The organism is Corynebacterium sp. PCR 32, from assembly GCF_037464985.1.
GTDB classification, from domain to species: Bacteria; Actinomycetota; Actinomycetes; order Mycobacteriales; family Mycobacteriaceae; genus Corynebacterium; species Corynebacterium kroppenstedtii_D.
The window spans coordinates 46,220-69,546 of record NZ_JBAHVL010000006.1 but is presented as its reverse complement, the minus strand read 5'-3'; the positions used below and the strand labels follow the sequence as shown (position 1 = coordinate 69,546).

19 protein-coding genes and 1 riboswitch are annotated in these 23,327 nt (G+C 56.1%); of the genes, 3 read left to right on the top strand and 16 right to left on the bottom strand.

Annotated features, from left to right (window positions below):
* Nucleotides 1-72: 72 nt before the first annotated feature.
* Nucleotides 73-1,227 carry a GuaB3 family IMP dehydrogenase-related protein gene (locus V5S80_RS08200; RefSeq protein ID WP_395170284.1) on the bottom strand — a complete coding sequence of 385 codons (1,155 nt, stop codon included), beginning with the start codon at nucleotides 1,225-1,227 and terminating at the stop codon, nucleotides 73-75.
* A 159-nt stretch (nucleotides 1,228-1,386) separates the two neighbouring features.
* Nucleotides 1,387-2,901, bottom strand: coding sequence for an IMP dehydrogenase (guaB, locus tag V5S80_RS08195; protein ID WP_395170283.1), 1,515 nt, complete (start codon nucleotides 2,899-2,901; stop codon nucleotides 1,387-1,389).
* 134 nt (nucleotides 2,902-3,035) lie between these two features.
* On the opposite strand from guaB, the gene V5S80_RS08190 reads away from it, so the two are divergent.
* On the top strand, nucleotides 3,036-3,407 hold the full coding sequence (locus V5S80_RS08190) for a DUF5319 domain-containing protein (RefSeq protein WP_395170357.1): 372 nt from the start codon (nucleotides 3,036-3,038) through the stop codon (nucleotides 3,405-3,407).
* 12 nt (nucleotides 3,408-3,419) lie between these two features.
* Here the strand turns inward: V5S80_RS08190 and V5S80_RS08185 are convergent, their stop codons facing one another.
* From V5S80_RS08185 to shbA, 5 genes are all read right to left on the bottom strand, one after another.
* On the bottom strand, nucleotides 3,420-3,995 hold the full coding sequence (locus V5S80_RS08185) for a hypothetical protein (RefSeq protein WP_395170282.1): 576 nt from the start codon (nucleotides 3,993-3,995) through the stop codon (nucleotides 3,420-3,422).
* The gene (locus tag V5S80_RS08180; RefSeq protein ID WP_395170281.1) at nucleotides 3,996-5,141 is read right to left on the bottom strand and encodes a hypothetical protein; all 1,146 of its coding nucleotides are present in this window, start codon (nucleotides 5,139-5,141) and stop codon (nucleotides 3,996-3,998) included.
* Nucleotides 5,131-5,838 (bottom strand): ATP-binding cassette domain-containing protein, encoded by a 708-nt coding sequence (locus V5S80_RS08175; RefSeq protein WP_395170280.1) that lies wholly within the window; start codon nucleotides 5,836-5,838, stop codon nucleotides 5,131-5,133. The genes V5S80_RS08180 and V5S80_RS08175 overlap by 11 nt, the downstream gene beginning before the upstream one ends.
* A 248-nt stretch (nucleotides 5,839-6,086) precedes the next feature.
* Nucleotides 6,087-7,058: a hypothetical protein gene (locus V5S80_RS08170; RefSeq protein ID WP_395170279.1), complete on the bottom strand. Its 972-nt coding sequence runs from the start codon at nucleotides 7,056-7,058 to the stop codon at nucleotides 6,087-6,089.
* A gap of 171 nt (nucleotides 7,059-7,229) precedes the next feature.
* Nucleotides 7,230-7,841 carry an RNA polymerase sigma factor ShbA gene (gene shbA, locus V5S80_RS08165; protein ID WP_395170278.1) on the bottom strand — a complete coding sequence of 204 codons (612 nt, stop codon included), beginning with the start codon at nucleotides 7,839-7,841 and terminating at the stop codon, nucleotides 7,230-7,232.
* A gap of 296 nt (nucleotides 7,842-8,137) precedes the next feature.
* On the opposite strand from shbA, the gene V5S80_RS08160 reads away from it, so the two are divergent.
* Together V5S80_RS08160 and V5S80_RS08155 are read left to right on the top strand one after the other, a co-directional pair.
* Complete coding sequence (locus V5S80_RS08160; RefSeq protein WP_395170277.1) at nucleotides 8,138-8,491, top strand: WhiB family transcriptional regulator; 354 nt, start codon at nucleotides 8,138-8,140, stop codon at nucleotides 8,489-8,491.
* 115 nt (nucleotides 8,492-8,606) lie between these two features.
* Nucleotides 8,607-9,416, top strand: a complete 810-nt coding sequence (locus tag V5S80_RS08155) for a DedA family protein (protein ID WP_395170276.1) — start codon at nucleotides 8,607-8,609, stop codon at nucleotides 9,414-9,416.
* Here the strand turns inward: V5S80_RS08155 and V5S80_RS08150 are convergent.
* The 9 genes from V5S80_RS08150 to clpB form a co-directional block, all read right to left on the bottom strand.
* Nucleotides 9,381-10,718: a glycoside hydrolase family 76 protein gene (locus V5S80_RS08150; RefSeq protein WP_395170275.1), complete on the bottom strand. Its 1,338-nt coding sequence runs from the start codon at nucleotides 10,716-10,718 to the stop codon at nucleotides 9,381-9,383. The two genes, V5S80_RS08155 and V5S80_RS08150, sit on opposite strands and share 36 nt — an antisense overlap.
* A 93-nt stretch (nucleotides 10,719-10,811) precedes the next feature.
* Nucleotides 10,812-11,492 (bottom strand): TrmH family RNA methyltransferase, encoded by a 681-nt coding sequence (locus V5S80_RS08145; RefSeq protein WP_395170356.1) that lies wholly within the window; start codon nucleotides 11,490-11,492, stop codon nucleotides 10,812-10,814.
* Nucleotides 11,493-11,520: 28 nt separating this feature from the next.
* Nucleotides 11,521-12,099, bottom strand: a complete 579-nt coding sequence (gene pyrE / locus V5S80_RS08140; RefSeq protein ID WP_395170355.1) for an orotate phosphoribosyltransferase — start codon at nucleotides 12,097-12,099, stop codon at nucleotides 11,521-11,523.
* A 103-nt stretch (nucleotides 12,100-12,202) separates the two neighbouring features.
* Nucleotides 12,203-13,906 carry a hypothetical protein gene (locus V5S80_RS08135; protein WP_395170274.1) on the bottom strand — a complete coding sequence of 568 codons (1,704 nt, stop codon included), beginning with the start codon at nucleotides 13,904-13,906 and terminating at the stop codon, nucleotides 12,203-12,205.
* A 48-nt stretch (nucleotides 13,907-13,954) separates the two neighbouring features.
* A complete protein-coding gene (gcvH, locus tag V5S80_RS08130) occupies nucleotides 13,955-14,353 on the bottom strand; it encodes a glycine cleavage system protein GcvH (protein ID WP_395170273.1) in 399 nt (132 codons plus the stop codon).
* Nucleotides 14,354-14,461: 108 nt separating this feature from the next.
* Nucleotides 14,462-15,589: a glycine cleavage system aminomethyltransferase GcvT gene (gcvT, locus tag V5S80_RS08125; RefSeq protein ID WP_395170272.1), complete on the bottom strand. Its 1,128-nt coding sequence runs from the start codon at nucleotides 15,587-15,589 to the stop codon at nucleotides 14,462-14,464.
* A 54-nt stretch (nucleotides 15,590-15,643) separates the two neighbouring features.
* Nucleotides 15,644-18,781, bottom strand: a complete 3,138-nt coding sequence (gene gcvP / locus V5S80_RS08120) for an aminomethyl-transferring glycine dehydrogenase (protein WP_395170354.1) — start codon at nucleotides 18,779-18,781, stop codon at nucleotides 15,644-15,646.
* A 34-nt stretch (nucleotides 18,782-18,815) separates the two neighbouring features.
* Nucleotides 18,816-18,943: riboswitch (glycine riboswitch) on the bottom strand.
* A gap of 248 nt (nucleotides 18,944-19,191) precedes the next feature.
* Nucleotides 19,192-20,034 (bottom strand): sulfurtransferase, encoded by an 843-nt coding sequence (locus tag V5S80_RS08115; protein ID WP_395170271.1) that lies wholly within the window; start codon nucleotides 20,032-20,034, stop codon nucleotides 19,192-19,194.
* Nucleotides 20,035-20,149: 115 nt separating this feature from the next.
* Nucleotides 20,150-22,723, bottom strand: coding sequence for an ATP-dependent chaperone ClpB (gene clpB / locus V5S80_RS08110; protein ID WP_395170270.1), 2,574 nt, complete (start codon nucleotides 22,721-22,723; stop codon nucleotides 20,150-20,152).
* Nucleotides 22,724-23,327 lie beyond the last annotated feature (604 nt).

Here is a 23,327-nt window from a genome sequence, read left to right as displayed (position 1 = left end):
AGTTACCGGGTAACCTCATGTTTGTCTAAAAACACAAAACAAAAAATTAGCGGCGGAACCGCCGCATAACAGCTACAACCACGACCGAACGCTCAACTGAACCTTCTGAAAATCCTTCAAACTCGTATACCCAGCCTTCGCCATCGAACGACGAACACCACCAATCAAATTCAAACTACCGAACGGATCCGTCGCCGGCCCCATCAACACAGTCTCCAAAGACGGGGCCTCACCGCCCCCCACCATCAGCGTCTCCACCTCCCCACGCGGAAACCGCGGGTGAGCAGCCACCGATGGCCAATAATACCCAGTCGCAGCAGCCTCCTTCGCCTGCGACAAAGGACTACCCAACATCACCGCATCAGCACCACACGCAATAGCCTTCGCCATCTCCCCCGACGTTTCCAGCTCACAATCCGCAATCACGTGAACATATCGACCACCGGTCTCATCCAAATAGTCACGACGCGCAGCCGCGGCATCAGCAATAGCCGTCGCCTTCGGCGCATCGATACCCAACGTGTCAGCATTCGTCGTAGAACCACCACCAACGATGATCCCCGCGGCACCCGTCCGCATCAAGTGAAGAGCCGTCGTGTAATCCAAAACCGACCCAGCAATAACCGGAACATCCAAAGACCCAATGAACTCCTTCAAATTCAGTGGTGTCCCATCAGCAGACACATGCTCCGCAGAGATCAACGTCCCCTGGATCACAACAATCTCCGCACCCGCAGCCACCACAACCGGCGCCAATTCCCGAGCATTCTGCGGAGACACACGAACCACCGTCGTCACACCAGAAGCGCGAACATCACGAATACGATCCGACAACAGATCCTTATCCAACGGAAGACCATGCAAGTGCTGCAAAAGCGGAATCGCACGAGTCGTCATCTGACCATCGTCATAACCCTCATCATCCAAGGCCGTCGACACAATCTGCCCCACGGCAGAATCCATGTCCTCCATACGACCCCACAAACCCTCAGCGTTAATCACAGCAGCACCACCCAGGCGGCCCATCTCACCGATGAACCCCACACTGGTCAACGCATCACTCGGCTGCGCCAACACAGGAATACCAAAACGATAAGCATCAATCGTCCAGGACGTATCCACATCCTTCGACGAGCGCGTCCGCCTATTCGGCACAATTGTTATGTCATCAAGACCATATGTCCGGCGCGCTTCACGCCCCAAACCAATTTCCACAACTTCACGCATTATCTTTTCCGTATTCCCTCATGCTGACAGGCAACCCCGGCGAAGGCCGCCGCCAACAAAATTACACCCTGAACAGACGCCGCTTCCTGCCCCGGACCAACACCCGCCGGACCAACGCTGACCATCACACTCCGCGCAGCACCCACAACTGACGACGCTTTAATGCTGATAATAATTCGGCGCTTCCACCGTCATCTGAATGTCATGCGGATGCGACTCACGCAAACCAGCCGCGGTGATCTGAACAAACTTGGCATCATGCAAATCATCAATCGTTGCTGAACCGGTGTACCCCATCGCCGCACGCAAACCACCCACCAGCTGGTGGGTAATACTGTCAATATGCCCACGGAAAGGAATACGCCCCTCAATCCCCTCAGGAACCAACTTCTCCTCGCTGCGAACATCAGCCTGGAAATAACGATCCTTCGAGTACGACCGCTTCTCACCCGTCAAACCACGGCCCTGCATAGCCCCCAAGGACCCCATACCGCGATACATCTTGTACTGCTTACCATTAACAGTCACCACATCACCAGGCGACTCAGCAGTACCAGCCAGCAGCGAACCCAACATCACTGTGCTCGCACCAGCAACCAACGCTTTCGCGATATCACCAGAGTACTGCAAACCACCATCAGCAATCACCGGAACACCAGCCTTACGCGCAGGAACAGCCGCCTCCATGATCGCTGTAATCTGCGGTGCACCCACACCCGCGACCACCCGCGTCGTACAAATAGAACCAGGCCCAATACCCACCTTGATGGCATCAGCCCCAGCATCAATCATCGCCTGCGCAGCCTCACGCGTAGCCAGGTTGCCACCAATAACGTCGACACGATCACCGAACTCTTTCTTCACACGCGCAACCATATTCAGCACACCAGAGTTATGCGCATGCGCCGTATCCACAACAAGGGCATCAACACCAGCATCAACCAGTGCACCCGCACGCTTCCACGAATCCTCACCCGTGCCAATACCAGCACCGACAATCAAACGGCCTTCACTATCCTTCGAGGCGTTCGGATACTGCTCACGCTTCACGAAATCCTTCACCGTGATCAGCCCCGTCAACTTCCCTGCCGAATCAACAATCGGCAGCTTCTCCACCTTGTGGGTGGACAACAAGTTCAGGGCAGCGTCGGCTGACACCCCTTCCTGCGCCACAATCAACGGCATCGGAGTCATAACATCAGCAACCTTGCGGGAAAGATCAGACTCAAACCGCATATCACGGTTCGTACAAATCCCCACCAGTGTGTTGTTCTCATCCACCACCGGAAGCCCAGAGACACGATACTTAGCGCACAACTCATCGACATAGCCGATAGTGTCCTGCGGTGAACACGTAATCGGATCGGTGACCATCCCAGCCTCCGAACGCTTCACCACCTCAACATGTTGAGCCTGGTCATCAATAGAAAGATTCCGATGCAGAATCCCCATACCACCCTGACGGGCCATGGCCACCGCCATACGGGACTCCGTCACCGTATCCATTGCGGCCGACACCAACGGAATACCCAACCGAATATTGCGCGTCAACTGCGCAGACGTATCAACCTCAGACGGAATCACATCAGAGGCGGCCGGGATAAGAAGGACATCATCGAAAGTTAAACCTACAAGCGCAACCTTGTTGGGATCATCGCCACCCGTGCGTTCCACTATTTATCTCCTCAAACCGTGAAGAAAACAACCATGAAGAAAGCGAAGTGCCACCGTGCACTCTTTCGTCACATGCTACCGGAAACAACCCAGCACACATCGGCTAGCCTAGTTGCGTGAACTTCGCAGACCATATGCCTCCGGACCCTTTTGCGGGAGACCCCAACGATCCCGCCTCGTTCCTTGATCCCGATGAGCCTATGGAACCCCTCACAGAAGAGGAAAAAGGCGACGTCCTCATCGAACTTCATCACGTCCGAGAAATGGAACGTGTCCTCACCCCACTAGGCATCCGTGGAGTGGGGATGCTGTGCGACGACTGCGAAGACATGCATTATTACGACTGGGGAATCCTCATCAACAATTTGCTCGCACTCTACAACCACGAGCAACCACCCATCCACGAGCCCGGCGCGAACCCAAACCCCGACGACTACGCCCCCTGGGACTACTGCCTCGGTTTTCTCGACGGCCTCAACCACGGAAACGCCGGGTATCGGCAATAGGGCGGTGTAGCGCTACGTCTTCTTCTTGAAGCTGTCGATCTGTGTGCACGCGAGGATAAAGAACATTCCGCTGACGGCAAGCATCACTAGCAGGCGCACATGGTCGAGGAGAAATAGTGCGTGCCGCAATGGTGAATATTCCAGCACTGGCCAGAGCCCCGTCTGCACGACAAGTTGTGCAACGAACAGGAGAGCTAGTGTATCCACGCGAAAGAAACGGCCTGCACAGATACACAGTCCGATGAGCACAGTGGACACATAAGCGAAACGGGATGAGGCTATCCCGGTCAGTGCGAGCCCCCACGGAAAAACCCACAACACCAGCAGAATGAGGCGATCGATTGCACACCAGCGCCGTGGTGTGAGGAATTCCAGGCGGGAGATCTCATTTCTAAACATGAGGATCGCTGCGCAACTGTAGATGAATGCCGCTACCGTGCCGAAATTCACCCTGTTCGTCCCGGTGAGCCAGGGCACCTCAATCACCCGCCCTTCAGCGAGCACCAAGATCCCTACTGCCAGTGCCATAAGACCAGCTGCGGGAACTATTTTGTGTGCACGAGCATAAAGCGAAACAAATGACCGCATCTATCGACGCCCACCCAACGCGCAGTACTCTCGTTCAACTCTATGAATAAAATCCTGCAGTGTGACAGGCTGATGAGGATCCCACGGTTGCATAGTACGGACTATTCCAATGTCTTTGGCGCGTACATTGCAAATCTTCGCATCTGTTGCGATTAATTCGGCTGATCCAGCTTGATCAACATAGTCGCCGACTACTGCTTCAACAGTAGTTTGTCCGCTAAAACTCAAATGTTCCACAGAGCCCCCGGACCATAAGACTGGGCGATCAACAAATTTCCGCCAGCTTAAAGGGGCAATTTCCTTAAGTGCATTGCGTGCAGAAATGTTATTATTGACAATATCTTCAGGAACCTCGGGCCGCGCACAAACCCCTTCCCGACAATGCATGTCTGCCCGATCCCGGGGCTTAAGTCCAAATTCAGAAAGTTGGGCAGCTAATACAAAAGCGCCAGCCATACAGGCTACGCCCACTAACCCTAAGAAAGTTGTTCTTATTTTTTTCCTCCTCAATAATGCGACAATAGACACAATCACCATTGTTACACCCACGAGAAAAACAACCGAGGCAAGGATTGTACGATAATCTAGAACATTATCCAGTGAACAACAAGCAAGGAAATCTCCCGTGAGGCGCTGTAACACGCCGGGCGACATTGATGGAGGTACCGCGTACCATCCATAGCCCAACAATGTAGCGATACAAATAGCAATGAGGGGTTTCATCGAAAGCCCAAAGACTGTACCAATAATCGTCCAGCAAATTCCCACAACGAGGGTATAACCTAGCGTAAACCACAACAGCCCCGATGCTAATACAGTAAAACTGGGAGCTTCCGATAGGAGAGCAATGAGATACCCAATGACAAGAACAAAAGAAAAAGGAAATACTCTATAAAAATAGACCTTAACTACTATAGGACGACCGGAACTAACCAAAGGTCGAAACCGTGAGATTTCCCATGCTGACGCGGCAGTGATTGCCGGAGCCACAATAAAGAATGTCATCAAGGGGTGAGTGACAACCGAAGGTGTATAAGCAACGCGCCCCATGTCAGATATAGGAGCAGCAGTTAAAACGAGCGCGATAATACAGATCCACACTGATGGGCGGCGGAGCCAGTGAATCAAACCAAAGCTAGGCTTCATAGGCTTGCCTCCTCCGCATAAACGACCTGGATAATTCATGAGCAGGAGATGAATGTTCCTCTGAAGCAAGGTTTATGAACGCAGCTCGCGTCCCATCGAAATGAACCTGCCCGTTATCGAATACGACGACCCTCTCAAACGGATCATGCAGGTCCCCTGTGTCATGTGTAGAGACCACAAGGTTGCGCTCGGAATCCACTATCCGCTGATACACGGTGTGAATCCGCTCTTTACTCATGGGGTCTAATGAGGCGCTTGGCTCATCTAGCAACAACGTATGTGCACCTGAGTTCAAGGCGGTACCTATCGCTAGCCGTGCTTGCTCGCCACCACTTAGCGTTTCGCATTTTTGCTGCGCAGCTCGGGATAGGTCGACAAATTCCAGCCAGGAATACGCCTCCGCTTTCGCTTGTGCTTTATTCTTCCCACCCAGCCAGGACACATATGCGCAATACTCTAGTGCGGTAAAACCAACAACTGGACGAAATTTTTGCTCAACATGAGCTACATTCTCGTTGGTCTGCACAATGCCACGTGTTGGCGTAATTTTCCCGCTCACCACGGAGAACAATGTGGACTTTCCAGCACTATTGACACCAAGTACGAGCGTGGGCCGCTGGTCAAGCTCCAAGTGAGGAACATCCACAATAGTTTTTTGGGATCGACGAACCAGCAGCGAATCGATACGAATCGACATTAATAAACAACCTTAAGCCAGTCGATAGTTAACCGATTCCAGCTGAACGTGCTCAACGTCACCAATCATGCCGGTAATAACACGTTGGCCCCATCAGGTAACTAACACATGCAGACAAGGACCCAATGAGAGTAACCACACTTCTACACGTTCCCTAAGCGACTACCCCTGTTTCCGACGCCCCCACCCCCGGAGGCTCCACCAGGAGTGCCCATAACGTCGACCCCCCCCTTTTTTTCCCGGGTCTGTTACCTCGCTGGGGACAGGGTTTCCGCTTTGATCGACGAGGGGGAACCCGCAGTGTTCCTGCTGGGTTCGTGCGACGATGGTGTCGTTGGCGTCGTGTCCGAACTCTTTCCACCTGATGTCGGCTCCGACGTCGGCGTCACTGTCGACGTTACAGTAACCGTCACTGTTGTCGACTCACCCGACGTGTGACCATCCGCCACCGCAGGATCCTTATCAGCCTTGTGCGTCCCCACCTCATCATTATTCACCGCATCATCAGCGGTATCCGCGGAGGAAGGATCCCCTTTCGGGCCTTTCACCACAGACTGATCAGGCACCGTGACCGTCGTCGAGTCATGTTTCTTCGCATGCTTCGGGCCTAATTCTTTTGTTGACTTATGGGCAACATCACGTGCTTTTTCCAACAGTTCTGCCGCAGCCTCGGTGTCCCCCGCTGCCTGCTTGTCATGAAGCTGATCGAGCGTCGACGCTAACTCAACGGCAGCAGCATGATCACCAAAGAACCTCTGGTTCAGCCCCCACAACGGGGACCCCGGCGACGAAGCATGAATAACAACACCCGAACCCGCAAGAAGCACACACGACGCCGCAGCCCCGCCAAGAACATACGCCCACCGCGGAACCGGACTGTGATCATCACCGTGACGCCACGAACGGCGACGCATGCGCCGACCCTGAGAAACACCCCCATCGCCGGACGTGTCAGGCTGTGTCCTATCCCGTTGGTTCTTCCATGCCCCACAATCATGCACAGTAGAGACAGACTCCGAATGGAAGAAACCTATATCCTCCAACCGCGGGGAACGAGGAATATCACGTTCCGATTCCTGACGAGCCTGAATGAACAACTGGCCAAGGCCATCATCACTATGCGAGGACTGAGCGAGCGTATCAACGTAGCGGTCAACAGCGGCTAGGGATTCTGGATCATGCTCAACCCCCTCACGATCCCAGGGTTCACATGTACTCATTCGCTTGCTCCTGCTGGTCCATCTACGCCACAACGATCATTACTGTTCAAAGCCTCATCAGGGCACGCAGCCGCGACACGGCTATGCCGGTAAGAATTAAAGTCAACTTTTCAACCAAACGTCCGCCACGTCCCTTGCGTGTCCTCGCCGAGTCCCCCCGGGTGTCATGCCTCAATCCCCTGTGGGCTTCCTAGCCACAGCAATCACCTCACCATACTCAGGTGATTCAGCCATAGCCTTTTTCAACTTCGCAATCGCACGGAACTGAGCTACTCGAACAGCATTTGGCGTCGAACCAATAATCCGAGCAGTCTCTTCCGAGGTATACCCTTCGAGGACTCGCAAGATAATGATCTCACGTGGTCGTTCACCAAGTATGTCGAGCAAACGAAAAAGTTTGTTACGCCCATCAGATTCAATAGCCAACTCTTCCGGCCCAGCCACATCATGAATGGACTCTGGAAGGTCATCAGTCGGCTGGCTATGATCTCTCCCCATGGAACGGTAGCCATCTTTCACCTTATGGCTAGCGATCCCGTACACATATGACATAAACGGTGTTCCACGGTCCACAAAGCGATCAAGCGACCTCAATACCGCCAAGCAGATTTCTTGAGCAATATCCTCCGGCCCAGGGAAAGAATCATCCGATACCCGGTGACGGCAATAGACAACAACCTTCGGGTAGACGTGATCCATGACCGCCTGCAAAGCATCCCGATCTCCTCCCACAGCTGCCGCAACCAGGCCATTGATAGCCTCGTCACTGACTGCTGCAGACATTTTTCCCTCGTCTCCCGGATTCTTCTCACTACCCCGATTCGGGCATCAACACTGGCCCTTGACCTTCCCAATGTACCAGTTCGATGCCCCATCACGATCGTCAACGACACGCCACACATATAGCAATCTAAAAGTCGTGTTCTTGTTACTTTCTGTTCACCAACAAGGACTTGACTACACAGTGGGCCTTCAACAGGCCGCAGGCACCACTGCCGCAGACTGGTTGTCACACGCGACCCCTCTTGTGCCACAGTGCCTGCACCACGATGTCCACACCGAGGCACATGGAGGAGAATATGCTTTCTCAAGTCCACAACTTGCCAGCACCCACCACACAATCATGGGACTGGCAACGATACGGATCATGCCGGAATACCGACGCCTCTCTGTTCTTCCACCCCGAAGGTGAACGCGGACGTGCCCGCGCATCCCGCGAAAACACCGCAAAATCGATATGTGCAACATGCCCTGTCATCAACCGATGCCGAGAACACGCACTCTCCGTCGGCGAAACCTACGGAATTTGGGGCGGACTTAGCGAAAGCGAACGCGACACCATCCTGAAATCCCGCCTTCGCTCCCGCAGGCAGGCCAGAACGCAAAAGCACCATCACACCACGACCCGCACCCCCGTTGCCACGCACGGATAGCACCATCTCCGCCCCCCGTGGGGCCATCCACGCCCCAACCAGTGTGGGAGGTCACAGAAAGCTCACCATCCACGAGTTATAGAGCTCCGATCCGCACCAAGTATGCTGTGGGACCATGAGTGCACTGACCGCTGTCGACCTCACCGTTCTCGCCACCAACACACACCTCGTTACCAGCGCCGCAACCACGCTACGCGCAGCAATTGCCAGTTCCTCCGACGTGGCAACACATCTATACGCCAGCGCTGACGCTCACACACGAGAAACCGTGACAGCAGCCCCCCAGCTTCTTGACCCGATGTACTGGCTCGGCGGGGACAGCCCCTTCGGCAACCTGATCCTCCCGGGCCTTGGCCTCATTATCTTCATCGAAACTGGGCTCGGGTTCCCCCTCCTCCCTGGTGATTCTCTCCTCTTCACCGCAGGCATGCTAGCCAACCAACACAATGGCTTCGCCCCAGTCTGGCAAGTCCTCGCCGTGACCGTGACCTGCGCCATCGCTGGTGATCAATCGTCATACTGGATTGGCCGAAAACTTGGCGACCGCATCCGGGAGAGACCCGACGGACGAATCTTCAAAAAAACCTACATCACAGAAGGCGAAGCATTCTTTAAAAAATGGGGCGCCCTCGCCGTCATTCTCTGCCGGTTTGTTCCCATCGTCCGCACCTATGCACCCATGACTATTGGCATGGCCCGCATGAACTACGCTCGCTTCTTCCTCTTCGACATCTGTGGTGGCCTCCTCTGGGCAGGTGGTGTCACCCTCCTTGGCGTGTGGCTGGGCAGCTTCACCTTCGTCCGCGACAATATCGAACTTATCTTCCTCGCTATTGTGTTCCTCTCGATCCTCCCGGGCATCATCGCAGCGATCAAGAAAGCACGCGGGTCACAGGACACCACCAGCAGCAACACCACCGAATGATGACACCCGTGCAGCTGCCTCTATCGCCATCCAGCCCGAGAGCTGCACGGAAAGGTCACGCTCCGCGATCTCAGACCCCGCGACCGAACCACCGCTCATACCGCGGATACTCCCTACGGCCTGAGGAAGCTCTGCTTCCCGAGTCCATTCGGCACTAAACACGGGAAGTCCATTCACGTCCAAGCGGTGGTTCCACACAGCCTCCGCCGTCGACAGCACCAGCTTCGATGCCAAACGCTTGGTCGCACGAGACAACTTCTGATCATCCGGTAGGTCCGTCGCCACCAGTGCCAGGTAGCGCATCAAAATGCCCCGGAACAAACCACCGTCACCGCTCCCCGACCCCTTGATTACCCCGGTTTCCGTCGCCACATGCACAGCAATCGCGTGAACAAGATTATGGACTCGAGTGATCGACGACATCGCCCGATCGGAATCAATCCGCCCCCCATCGCCCGATGAATCCACGCTAAAACCGGCCTCTTCACGGCGCCGTTGGGCGATCTCCACGCAGGCGCCCAACGCAACCCCCTGGTTATAGGGGAACACTGCAGTCGACGTTTCAGGACCATCCATCTTCATGCGGATACCGTCCATCAGCAGACCATCCTGGTTAATCAAATTCGTGAACATCCAGTCAGTGAGAGCCTCGGCCTCATCCACACGACCCATCCGAGCCATCATGATTGCCGCCGGCCCATTGGTTGGCGCGTTATAAAACGCCTCCCCCACACGCCATGGAACAACACCAGTCAGTGAATCAACGCCATCAATAATATTGTGCTGAAGATCCGTTAAACTCCGCGCCTGATGCCCATGCCCCAACCCTTCAGCACGGTCTAACGCTAATGCCAACCACGACTTGTCGTCGTAATAACGATTCTTCGTCAACGGAGTACCATTACGCAGACGAATCCCCCGCATCGTCCGGCTGATACGGCGCGACCGGGACCGCAATGGACGCCGAGAAGCCGCATCCACCAAGCAATCTAAATAATGCGCCTGCCACCAGTAATGCCACCGCAAGAAAAATTTATCTCGTGTTGCCGCAGGCCACGACACCACAGCAAGATTTGTTCCCGGTAGGCCCCATACCCGGCGCGCGTGACGCTCGTGGATGGCATCTTCGGCAAGGTCCGCGCGATGGTCCCACTTCTCCCACAACTCCTGCTGTTTCTGTTGAGGCCGCTGAGGTTGTGCGGGGCGTACCTGATGGTCGTCATGGTTATCGTGCTGAGATCCGGAAGCTTTCACGAGCGCATCATCCTGGTTAGTATTTCGTATATCCTGTCTTGCACTCATCGTGCCCTATATACCACGACGGCGCTACCACATCCCCAGAATCAGGTCGACGACAACACCCACCAGTAAACAACACCCCGTAGACCCAACGCCCTACCACGCGCGAGAGAGGTCAGCATGCTGCCGCACCCATGCGTGCATAGCAATACCAGCAGCAACACCCGCATTCATGGAACGGGTCGACCCAAATTGGGCAATAGACACCGTCTGCACCGCCCCAGATTGCGCTTCCTCACTCACCCCCGGCCCTTCTTGACCAAACAGGAGGAGGCACCGCTCCGGTAGCTCAGCCGTCTCCAACGGCACCGACCCAGGAACGTTATCGACAGCGATCACAACCAGGTCATGATCATTCGCCCACGCAAGAACATCAGACACGGTCGCATGATGGTACAGATGCTGATACCGGTCCGTCACCATAGCCCCACGACGATTCCACCGCTTTTTACCAACAATATGAACCGCCTCGGCAGCAAACGCGTTCGCTGTCCTGACAACAGTTCCAATGTTGTGATCAGACGTGAAATTTTCAATCGCAATATGGAACGGTAAACGGCGCGTATCCAAGTCCTCCACAATCGCATCACGCGTCCAATACCGGTACGCATCAACGACATTACGGCGGTCACCCTCGTCAAGAAGCACAGGATCATACGGATGCCCTGTCGGACGAGGGCGCCCAGGATATTCATCCTCCCATGGCCCCAGCCCCACCGGATGAGGGTTCCATTCTGTCGCCCCAGCACCCACCGACGGCTGTATTGTTCCCGACATCGCGGTAGCGTCCACCGTTGGCTCTATCTCACTCAAGGCCCAGGTCCTCGAGAGTCAAAATGGACCGATATTCCAGCCCCTCACCATGAATGGCATCGGCTGCACCTGTATTACGGTCCACAACTGTTGCCACCCCCACAACCTCTGCACCCGCGTCGCGGGCCGCTGCCACCGCCGTCAACGGACTATTCCCCGTCGTTGTCGTATCTTCAACAATGAGGACACGACGGCCCTTGATATCCGGGCCTTCAATCCGACGCTGCATCCCATGCTTTTTCGTTTCTTTACGAACCACGAATGCATCAATGGCACGACCAGGAGCATGCAACACCGCATCCGCCACCGGATCAGCACCGAGAGTGAGTCCACCCACCGCATCGACATCCCAGTCCTCAGTCAACTGGCGCAAGAGAACACCAATGAGAGGCGAGGCCTCATGATGCAACGTGGCCCGACGCAAATCCACGTAATAATCTGCTTCCTTACCAGAGGACAGTGTCACTCTCCCCATGACCACCGCTAGTTCTTTTACCAGCTCAGCCAGCCGTGCACGACGTTCCGGGTCAAGGGCAGGCACACTGGTTGAGGCCTCCACTCCTCCGATCATCGGGGAGGGATCTGTGGTGGGTTGCTCCGACATCAACGGCATACTCCTTCTCGCTACTCAGGCATGATCGCTCACTACTGATGCGTCACCGATCAATTGTCCTCTAATGATCCTGGTCTACCTGATTCTCTGGTTCCAACTCACCATCAACGATGGGTGGTTCGTCATCCTCCCGGCGGTGCGACGCACCATGCCGATCCGACGTCTTCCGATGGCGACCTTCCGAGGGCGAATCACCAAAGATGGTGGACTTCTCATAATCAGATTCCACACGAATGACACGCCCCGAACGTTCCTGTGCACGTGAATGGTCAGGGTCACTCCCCACCACCGGAATATCTTCGCTGGACTTTCCAATACCATCCCATACAGCGTCATCGGCAGTGCGCCCCTCCCGGCGGCGGCGGTCCCGCCGTGGCAAATCCACATACTCGTGACGAAACTCAGGACGATCCGACCACCCGATCTCAGAATCCACCGCCGAGTGCTCGTCCTGGTGAGACGCCGGCGTGCCATCTGCGTCAACAACGTCAGAGTTGTCCTGGTCACCGGCCTGCGGGACAGCCTGTATACGCGGCCCCTGCCCCAGTGTGAAGACATCATACGAGTATGGACGACCGGGATCACCATCGGTGACATCAAGATATTCAGCCGTGGGATTAGGCAATACGCGGGCGGCGTCGTCAAGATCCGCGATGAAGGAGAAGAGTCTGGGAAGATCATCGACAGTGGGCCGCTTGCTGCACCGAACAAGAATCCACCACGGGTCAATGACTATGGCTGAAGTGGCCCCGCGCAAACAGGTAAGCGCTCGAGCAGCGCGGGAATCCAGCATGAGCTGGACAGCAAGCAGATTCGAGGAATACGCCACGAACCCACCAGAGAGACCCGCGTATTCCTGGCCAGGCCGGGGTGGCCCTGCACGGCGAATATCATCCTCCGTATGCGCTTCGGGAGCCCACACCGTGCGATCCCAGAAGTCAATGAGGATGTCCGAGGACCCCGATCGACGCAGGCCCACATACGAATTTTCATTGATATCAGCCACACGAATATGGTGAGCACGCGCACGACCGGAGAGAACATCTTTGGCTTCGCTCGCCGATACACCAACATGATCGGCCCACTCCTGGGCCAACTCGGTGTCGCTGCGGTCAAATTGCCATCCCTGCTCAGAAGCCCACGATCGACGAGCACGGCGAGTGGCGAGGGGCGTGTTCGTAAACCACGGTTTCGACGTCACCTCACTGGCCGCCGGCGGTGCCGGTGTGGAGGCCTCACCCGACGCACCGTCACTATCATTCGACGACGCCCCGGCCGATGCCATGCCAGACGCCTGCCCATCGACCGCCGAACGACTAACATCATCGTCAGCACAGACAGGCGGAGAAGCAAGACGCTGCCCGGTCGGCTGCTCGTCCCCGCCCGATGGGGACGACGAACCACTGTGATCAGCCACAACGCCACTAGTTTTCTGCCGTGCTCGCCGCTCAGTTCTCAATTTTCGACGGCGCGGAGGAAAGGCGACCGAGGCCTCTCCATCATTCAGACACGCACCCGCCACCGGCGATACCGCTGAGGCAGGCTCACCCCGGCGAGCGTGCCCGTGCCGGGGCTTCGTCGACACGGCACTCTTTCCCCGTGGCTCTTCCGAGGTCGAAGCCATCGATTGCCCACGGGCACCAGCACGAAGTTGACGCAGTTTCCGCCAGACACCAGCATCCGCCGGCTGATTGGCAAACCACAGTAGCGCTGCAGCTGAGAGAAGCAGCAGAGCGCCGAGAAGAAAGAAAACTGCGGAGTTCATCGATAGATAGTCTATCCGCTCTATCGGTTGTGAACGCTATATGGTGCGTTACGCTTCACTATCATTCTCCGAAGCGTACGTACCCTGATCCATCAGATCACCCAGGTCAGAGATACGCACCTCATAAAGCCAGCCGTCACCATAGGGATCAGAATTAATAAGTCCAGCGTCATCACCGAGGTCCTCATTAATCGCAACCACCTCACCGGATACCGGCGCAAAAATGTCCGACACCGACTTCGTAGACTCGACCTCACCAAAGGCCTCGCCGGCTTCCACCTCCGTCCCCACGTCAGGCAAGTCAACGTACACAATGTCACCCAACTGGTCAGCAGCAACATGTGTGATACCCACACGAACAGTGTCGCCAGGCTCGGCAGCATCATTATCAATCCACTCATGATCACCGGAGTAGAGGTAATCGGTAGGCATTGAAACACTCGACATAACGGGTCTCCTTCACAATGTCATCCACGTCATCATCACTGTGAATGTGTGGACGTTACCGTCAGTAAATGAAAAATTCGCTCAAACTAGCCAAGGCCAACACGTGAATCAATGCTCACGCTTATAGAACGGAAGCTGAACCACCGTGTACGAATAATGCTTACCACGAATGTCAACAGAAAGCTCGGTTCCCGGCTCCGCCACGCCAACATCAACATAAGCCATGGCCACCGGGTACCCCAACGTTGGTGATAACGCCCCCGATGTCACCTCTCCAACGTCAACACCATCGCTGGTCAGCACGCTGTAGCCAGCGCGAGCAGCGCGCCTACCCTCCCCCCGCAGGCCCACGAGTGTCCGCGTCGCCCCGTTCTTCTTCGCCTCGACAAGAGCGTCACAACCAATAAACGACTCTTTACTCGTCGTGGCAGCCAGGACACCCAGCCCCGCGTCAACAGGAGTCACCGAACGACTAAGTTCATGCCCATATAGGGGCATACCAGCCTCCAAGCGCAGCGTGTCGCGACTAGCAAGACCGCACGGAGTAACAGCACCCGTGTCCATCACCGCAGCCCATACATCACGGGCGCCATCATTCGAAACGAAAATCTCAAAACCGTCCTCACCGGTGTATCCCGTACGCGCAATGATGACATCGTGACCACCCACCATTCCGCGGAAGAATGCGTAGTATTTGACATCCGCCACCTTGTGAACATCGACGCCAGGCAGGGACGCCACCACATGTTCCGCATTGGGCCCCTGAACAGCAATGAGCGATGTCTCGTGGGATTCGTCGACAACGGTGCAGTCATAATCCGCCGTCCGGGATACCAATTCTGCCGCCACTGTGCCGGCATTCCCAGCGTTCGGGATCACCAAGAACTCGTCGTCGGCCACACGGTATGTGATGAGGTCATCGATAATGGTGCCCTCGTCGGTACACATCATCGAATATTTCGCCTTGCCAATAGACACCGCCGACAGGCGAGAAATCAACGCGTCATCGAGCGCCTCACTAGCCTGAGGCCCGCTGACCCGAACCTCACCCATATGGGAAAGGTCAAAAATACCGGCATCGGTACGAACAGCCCTATGCTCGTCTAATTCGCTGCCGTATTTGAGGGGCATATCCCACCCACCAAAATCAGTGAACCGAGCACCAAGAGCCTCATGAACATCGTAGAGAGCAGTTTTCTGCGGGGTGATCCGCCCAGATTCAGGTTGTGCTGTCATTCTTGTTCTCCTCATGAAATGTTTCCGCGACACAACATCATGCAGCAGCATGCGCTACACGGAAGGGCCCGGCGTGGTCAAAGAAATGGATTCATCATCAGTGATGGCAAAATCCTCCAGCGGCGGGCACGAGCACACAACGTTGCGGTCACCGTAAGCGTTATCAATACGACGCACCGGTGGAAAGTACTTCGTCCGACGCAGACCCGGCACCGGAAATGCTGCTTGCGCACGAGTGAAATGCCCATGGGAAACAGCATCATCGAAATCGTCACGTGTCACTGACCACGCCGTATACGGGGCATGCCGAAGCACAGAATCGTCCTCAGAGACAGTGCCATTGATAACATCATCGATTTCTTGTCGAATTGTGCGCATCGCTTCAATGAAACGATCAAGCTCGCCTTTATCTTCACTCTCCGTGGGCTCCACCATAAGCGTTCCAGGAACAGGGAAGGCCAACGTCGGTGCGTGAAAACCAAAATCCATCAACCGCTTAGACACATCCTCAGCTGTAATACCGGACCGCTTCGTGAGATCACGCACATCGAGGATGCATTCATGCGCAACCAACCCATTCTTACCGGTGTAGAGCGTCGGGAAATCATCGGCAAGCTGATGGGAAATGTAATTCGCATTCACCAAAGCCATTTCCGACGCGGCTGCCAAACCATCCCCACCCATCAAGGCAATGTACGCCCACGAAATCGGCACGACACCAGCCGAACCATACGTGGCACCAGAAATCGGAACACCAGTAAGGTCACCATTCTCACCCCCACTACCCGACGCCTCTCCGGCGCCCATCGCCGTAGACCCCATGGGATCACTGGGAAGGAAAGGCACCAGGTGCTCCGCCACACAAATCGGACCCACACCCGGACCACCACCACCATGCGGAATGGTGAACGTTTTGTGGAGATTCAGGTGGCTGACGTCCCCACCAAACTGGCCGGGTTGCGCAAGCCCAACCAGCGCGTTGAGGTTCACACCATCGATGTACACCTGGCCGCCAGCAGCATGAACCTTGTCACAAACAGCGCGAACATCGTCTTCATACACGCCGTGGGTGGACGGGTAGGTGATCATGATGCCAGCAACCTTGTCGCCCAGCGTGTCCAGTTTCGCATCAAGATCACCCAGATCGATAGATCCATCGTCGCGGGACTTCACAGCAATAACCGTGAGCCCAGCCAACGCGGCAGACGCCGCGTTCGTGCCATGAGCGGATTCGGGGATCAGGCAGATCGTCCGTTGGCCATCACCCCGCGACTGGTGGAAACGACGAATGGCAAGAAGGCCAGCAAATTCACCCTGCGACCCGGCGTTCGGCTGTATACTCACCGCCGCGTACCCAGTCATGTCCGCCAGGGTGTGCTCAAGGTCCTCAATGAGCGCACGCCACCCTTCCGTGTGCTCCTTCGGTGCCAAGGGGTGGATGGAGGCGAATCCTGGCCACGTAATCGGTTCCATCTCCACCGCAGAGTTCAGCTTCATGGTGCATGAGCCCAGCGGGATCATCGTGCGATCAAGAGCGAGATCACGATCAGCCAGCATCCGCATATAGCGCATCATCTCGGTTTCCGACGTCACCGCGTGGAAAATGGGATGCGTGAGAATCTCATCCTGACGGAGAAACGCCACAGGCATATGCGCGGTCCCGCGTACCGCCACGGTGCGGTGGTCACCAGGCAAACCCGCCGTGAGAGTCCGCACGTCGTCCATACTATCGGGGCCAGTGCCACTATCGCGCCCCTCAGCACTGATGAGGATCGCAGCCAACTGTCGAATATCAGCATTGGTGGTGGATTCACCGAGGGAAATACCCACCATACGACCACCAAGCTCACGCAGATTGAACCCTTCCTCACGCGCCCGGGCAAGAGCAATACGTGCTGCATTCTCCGTGCTGTGTTTGACCGCGATCGTGTCAAAAAACGTGTCGTGAACGATCTGTAGACCCGCCACCACAATGGCATCCGCCAACGCTGCCGCCTGCGAATGGATACGCCCAGCAATCTCCTTCAACCCCTCAGGGCCATGCCACACGGCGTACATCCCCGCCACTACCGCCAGCAACGCTTGCGCCGTACAAATATTGGATGTGGCCCGATCACGACGAATATGCTGCTCACGTGTCTGCAACGTCAACCGATACGCGGGGGTTCCCTCCTCGTCCTTCGATACACCCACGATACGACCAGGCATTTTCCTCGTCAGCGCCGACGTCACCGCCATGAACGCCGCGTGCGGGCCACCGAAGAAGAGCGGCACACCAAAGCGCTGCGCCGAACCAACCGCGATATCCGCACCGAGTTCACCAGGCGACGTCAATAATGTTTGCGCCAGGAGATCACAATCCACCGTCACCAGCGCTTTCTTTTCTTTCGCAGAGTTGATTAACGGTGCGAGATCCCTCACTTCGCCCGTCGTCCCTGGCTGAGCAATGACGACGCCAACCAGGTTATCCGCACCCGCAATGACCTCAGAGGTGATCGTCGACACGCGAAGAGCAATACCCGCTGCCTGCGCCCGTGACCGAGCAACGGCGATGATCTGGGGATGGCAGGCACTATCCAACAAGACGAGCGCATCACCACCGTTACTGCGGCGACCCCCACGAACCATGAGCTGGATAGCTTCTGCCACCGCTGTGGCCTCATCAAGCAAGGATGCATTGACCACATCAAACCCCGTCAACTCCCCCACTGCTGTCTGAAAGTTCAGCAACGCTTCCAGGCGGCCCTGAGAAATTTCCGGCTGGTACGGCGTATACGCCGTGTACCACCCGGGATTCTCCACAATATTTCGCCTGATAACAGCGGGAGTCACAGTATCGTAATACCCCGCACCAATAAGCTGCTTCTTCTGGACATTCTTATCTGCGTAAGCCTGCAAAGCAGCCAACACATCCTGCTCCGACCGACGCGGCGGAAGGTTGAGCTCTCTGTTCTTAATCGAATCAGGCAACGCCGCATCAGCAAGGTCACGCGCCGACGCATAACCCAATGTGTGTAGCATCTCCTGGATGCTTGCAGCGTGAGGACCAATATGACGCGCCGGAAAAGACGAGGTAGACACCCTCGGGGAGCTCAACGGCGCCGTGAGCTCGGAGGTAGCCTGGACAGGTTCGGAACCTGTCTGCTGAGGACTATTCGGATCAAACTTCTGCTGAGACAGTGGACGAGGCATGAGTTCCCATTCGTCGAAGGCGATGACCGGTCGCCTCCCCCGCACTGTCCCTGATACCTGAGAGCTTCAGCACCCCTACTCGCCATCCCTTCATACGACGGCGTGCCGGGCTACTTTTCCCCGTCGGCGGCTGCATACGCAGCGCTTTCCAGTGGTGCCTGATTGCAGCGGTACTGGGCCTGAGAGATTCCCGGGGAGGGTTTGCTCCTACGGCGCCCCTCCCCCGGCCAGGAGCACAATGCGCCTAGCGAGAAAGTGAGCTCTCCCGATGCAACTCGTAGCGGCATGTTCGCCCCTCGACTATATCGATAACCCCACCATGCCTGGAGCCTAATCCACCTTCCACCCCACCGATCAACACAACGACCAGGTAGGACAGCCACGTCGACTACCCCCATGAGACACAAGAACTAACCGCGCACCCTCTCAATTGGGTTATTCGGATTTCCCGCCCACTGTGACCAGCCACCAGGGAACAACCTCGCACCGTAGATACCTGCATGCTCCATCACGGCCACCATCGCACACGAATGCAAACCAGACCCGGAATACACCGCGACCCTCGACGCATCGGAGATGCCAGCGTCATCGAAACGCGAACGAATATCATCAGGCGAGCACACCGTCCGATCGTCGTTAAAGAAATCCCGGACAGGCATATTGACTGCACCGGGAATGTGACCGGCACGAAAATCCAGCTTTTCAGCGATGCCGTTAAACCGGCGTTCATCCCGAGCATCCAGAAGGATGCCTCCATCTTGAATCCACTGGTCAACCTCGTCGACATCAATCGTTGGCATATGTCCGACGGAAATCATCGTCTGGAACCGTCGTGGCAAACTACCAGGACCTGCGATCACGGGGTGCCCATCCGCTTCCCACCTAGCCAAACCACCATCGAGAATGTGGAGATCAGTAAACCCCGCCCACTTCAACACCCACCATGCCCGTGCAGAATAAATCCCGTGGTGCTGGCCATAGATAACAATCGGCGTTTTTCTATCAAGACCCCACCGTAATACCCATTCCTGCAACACTTCTTTATTCGGCAACGGGTTACGACCATCCTCCCGGGAGGGGAGCCCCGTGAGTGCCAGCTCCGGAGGACAGAACTGCGCAGCCGGAATATGTTCAGACACAAACCTCGAATACGCAGTACAGCTTCCATCAGACCAGTGGGTGCTCACAATACTAATGCGATTCGACTTATGAATAGCTCTCGACAAAATCTCGGGGGAAACATACACAGTCATACACCCCACTTTATGCCGATGCCCACAAACCCGCAGCGCAGAGCAAAGAGGGTCACATGCTGACCGTCAGGCTAGGTGGCTGCACTGGAACACAGCAGTGCAGCCAACCAGATGCTTACACCGGTGCAGCCCCCGCACCATGAACGTCAAGGTGGTCCCCATCAGCGGCCACCGAGACCCGGACAACGTCACCGTCGCGGACCTCCCCAGCAAGGAGTTCCTTCGCGAGCTGATCACCAATGGCTTGCTGCACCAGCCGACGCAACGGGCGGGCCCCATAGGCTGGGTCATACCCGCGCTGGGCCAGCCACGCCTTGGCGTCGTCGTCCACATCCAGAACCAGGCGCCGGGATTCCAGACGTGTCGCTAGAGCATCGATCTGAATATCCACAATCATGGTTAGCTGATTACTCGTGAGGGCGTCGAATATGACGACGTCATCGAGTCGGTTGATGAACTCCGGCTTAAAGGTAGCCTTAACAGCAGCCTCTACCTGCTCTTTTGTTCCACCTGCGCCCAGATTGGAGGTAAGGATCAGGATGGTGTTCCGGAAATCCACCGTGCGTCCTTGTCCATCAGTGAGTCGACCCTCATCCAGGACCTGCAGAAGAACATCGAAGACATCTGGGTGCGCTTTCTCCACCTCGTCGAACAGAACGACAGTGTAGGGGCGACGCCGCACAGCTTCGGTGAGCTGGCCACCAGCGTCATAGCCAACGTATCCGGGAGGGGCGCCAACCAACCGCGCGACCGAATGTTTCTCCCCGTATTCCGACATGTCGATGCGCACCATGGCTTTATCATCATCGAAGAGGAAGTCAGCCAGTGCCTTGGCAAGCTCGGTTTTGCCGACACCAGTCGGTCCGAGGAAGAGGAATGATCCCGTCGGGCGGTTGTCATCGGCAATGCCAGCGCGGGAGCGCCGCACGGCGTCCGATACCGCGGTGACAGCATCGTCTTGCCCAATGACTCGGCGACCCAGGACATTCTCCATTGCCAAGAGCTTTTCGGTTTCGCCCTGCATCATCTTGCCCGCTGGAATACCGGTCCATGCGGAGACAACCTCGGCAACAGTCTCCGGTGTAACTTCCTCAGAGAGCATGGAGTTGTCTTCCGTCGAATGCACGGAGTTCTCCGCCGCAGTCAGCTTCTTCTCTAGCTCCGGGATGGTGCCGTAGCGTAGCTTGGCAACAGTTGCGTAGTCGCCGTCGCGCTCAGCGAGCTCCGAATCAGACCTCGCTTTCTCCAGCTCCTCTTTCACACTCTGAACCTCAGTGATAGCGGCCTTTTCGTTTTCCCACCGGGCTGTGAGTGCCTTGAGGTTTTCACGCTCGTCAGCAAGTTCCTCTTTGAGATGGCCTAGCCTTATCTTTGAGGCGTCATCCGTTTCCTTTTCCAGGGCCATTTCTTCAATTTCGAGCCGACGTACAACACGCTCGGCAGTGTCGATCTCCTCGGGGCGGGAGTCGATTTCCATGCGCAATCGCGATGCGGCTTCGTCGATAAGGTCAATAGCCTTGTCAGGAAGGAACCGCGCTGTGATGTAACGGTCCGACAGTGATGCAGCAGAGACTAGGGCAGAGTCCATGATTCGGACACCGTGGTGTACTTCGTAGCGTTCTTTAAGGCCACGCAGGATGCCGACGGTGTCGTCCACGCTGGGTTCGCCAACGTATACCTGCTGGAACCGGCGCTCCAGTGCAGCATCCTTTTCGATGTATGTCCGGTATTCCTCTAGGGTGGTGGCGCCTACGAGGCGGAGCTCACCGCGGGCGAGTAGTGGCTTAATCATGTTGCCGGCGTCCATGGCAGAGTCGCCAGTTGCACCAGCGCCCACAATGGTGTGGAGCTCATCGATGAAAGTGACGATGTTGCCGTCGGCATTCTTGATTTCGTCGAGGACGGCTTTGAGTCGCTCTTCAAACTCACCGCGGTATTTCGCGCCTGCGACCATCGACCCGAGATCTAGCGAAACGAGTTTCTTATCCTTCAAGGATTCAGGCACATCACCAGCGACGATACGTCGCGCGAGGCCTTCGACGATGGCAGTTTTACCGACGCCGGGCTCACCGATGAGCACAGGGTTGTTTTTCGTCCTCCGTGATAGCACTTGGACGACGCGGCGGATTTCGGCGTCGCGTCCGATAACGGGGTCAATTTTGCCGTCGCGTGCGCGGGCGGTGAGGTCCGTCGAGTACTTTTCGAGAGCCTGGAACTGGCCTTCTGGGTTCTCGGTGGTGACTTTTTGGTTTCCACGTACCGACGGGAATGCCGCTTTGAGTGCGTCTGAGGTGGCACCACACTCTTGCAGCAATTTCGCTGCATCGCTATCGCCGGAGGCAATGCCGGCGAGCAAAACCTCGGTGGACACATAGCTATCGCCGAGCTGCCCTGCTAACTCCTGGGCGGTGGTGAGCGCATTGAGCGAATCGCGGTTGAACTGCGGGTTCGCCATTTGTTGGCCACTGGCGGTGGGGTATCCACCCACCAGACTTCGCGCTCGGGTGAGAACGTGGTTCGGGTCTACGCCCACAGCCTGAATAACGGGCGACGCAATGGAATCGACCTGCTCGAGGAGTGCGACGAGTACGTGTGCTGGCCGTATGTCTGGGTTACCTCGTTTCGAGGCGTCTTGGAGTGCAGCCTGGAGGGCTTCAGCTGTGCGGGTGGTGGGGGTAAAAGAGCTCATGATGTCACCTTTCTGTTCTGGTTTCGATGTTTCGGGGTTTGTTTGTCTGTGGTTCGTCGTCGGGTTCACGCGGGGTTCTGCGGTGTGAGGTTCGCTGCTCAGTCGACGGACACTGCGGGGTTGTCGACGGGGACGCTGACGACGACTGCCACTATAACCATTATTGAGTGTGCTTCACGCAAGTTTTAGTCACATCTAGTACAACTAACACGACATTGAGTCTATTCCACTCAAGGCAGATTTTTTAGCGATGGAAGCAAGGGGGCTGACCTCGTCGAAAGTTAGACGCGTACGCGAGTGACCCAACTACGCGCAACAACACCGCGGCCCCACGACCACAACCTGCAGCCACACACCCCATAGCCACAACACTGTAGGCAATGCCCCCGCCAATCGTTTCCCACCCCAGATAACGAGCCGTCATCATGCCGACTACACCAACGAGAATGAGAACACATAATGACCGACAGAATCAGGCGTGGACGGTCCGCCAAACGCCCGATCCGACAAGGCTACACATCCCACTTCTACCCTCGGATATTCACTAAGCCGTAATCCTTAAATTCTACAGGGAAGTATTAACACCCCCCTTCCCAAACTGACT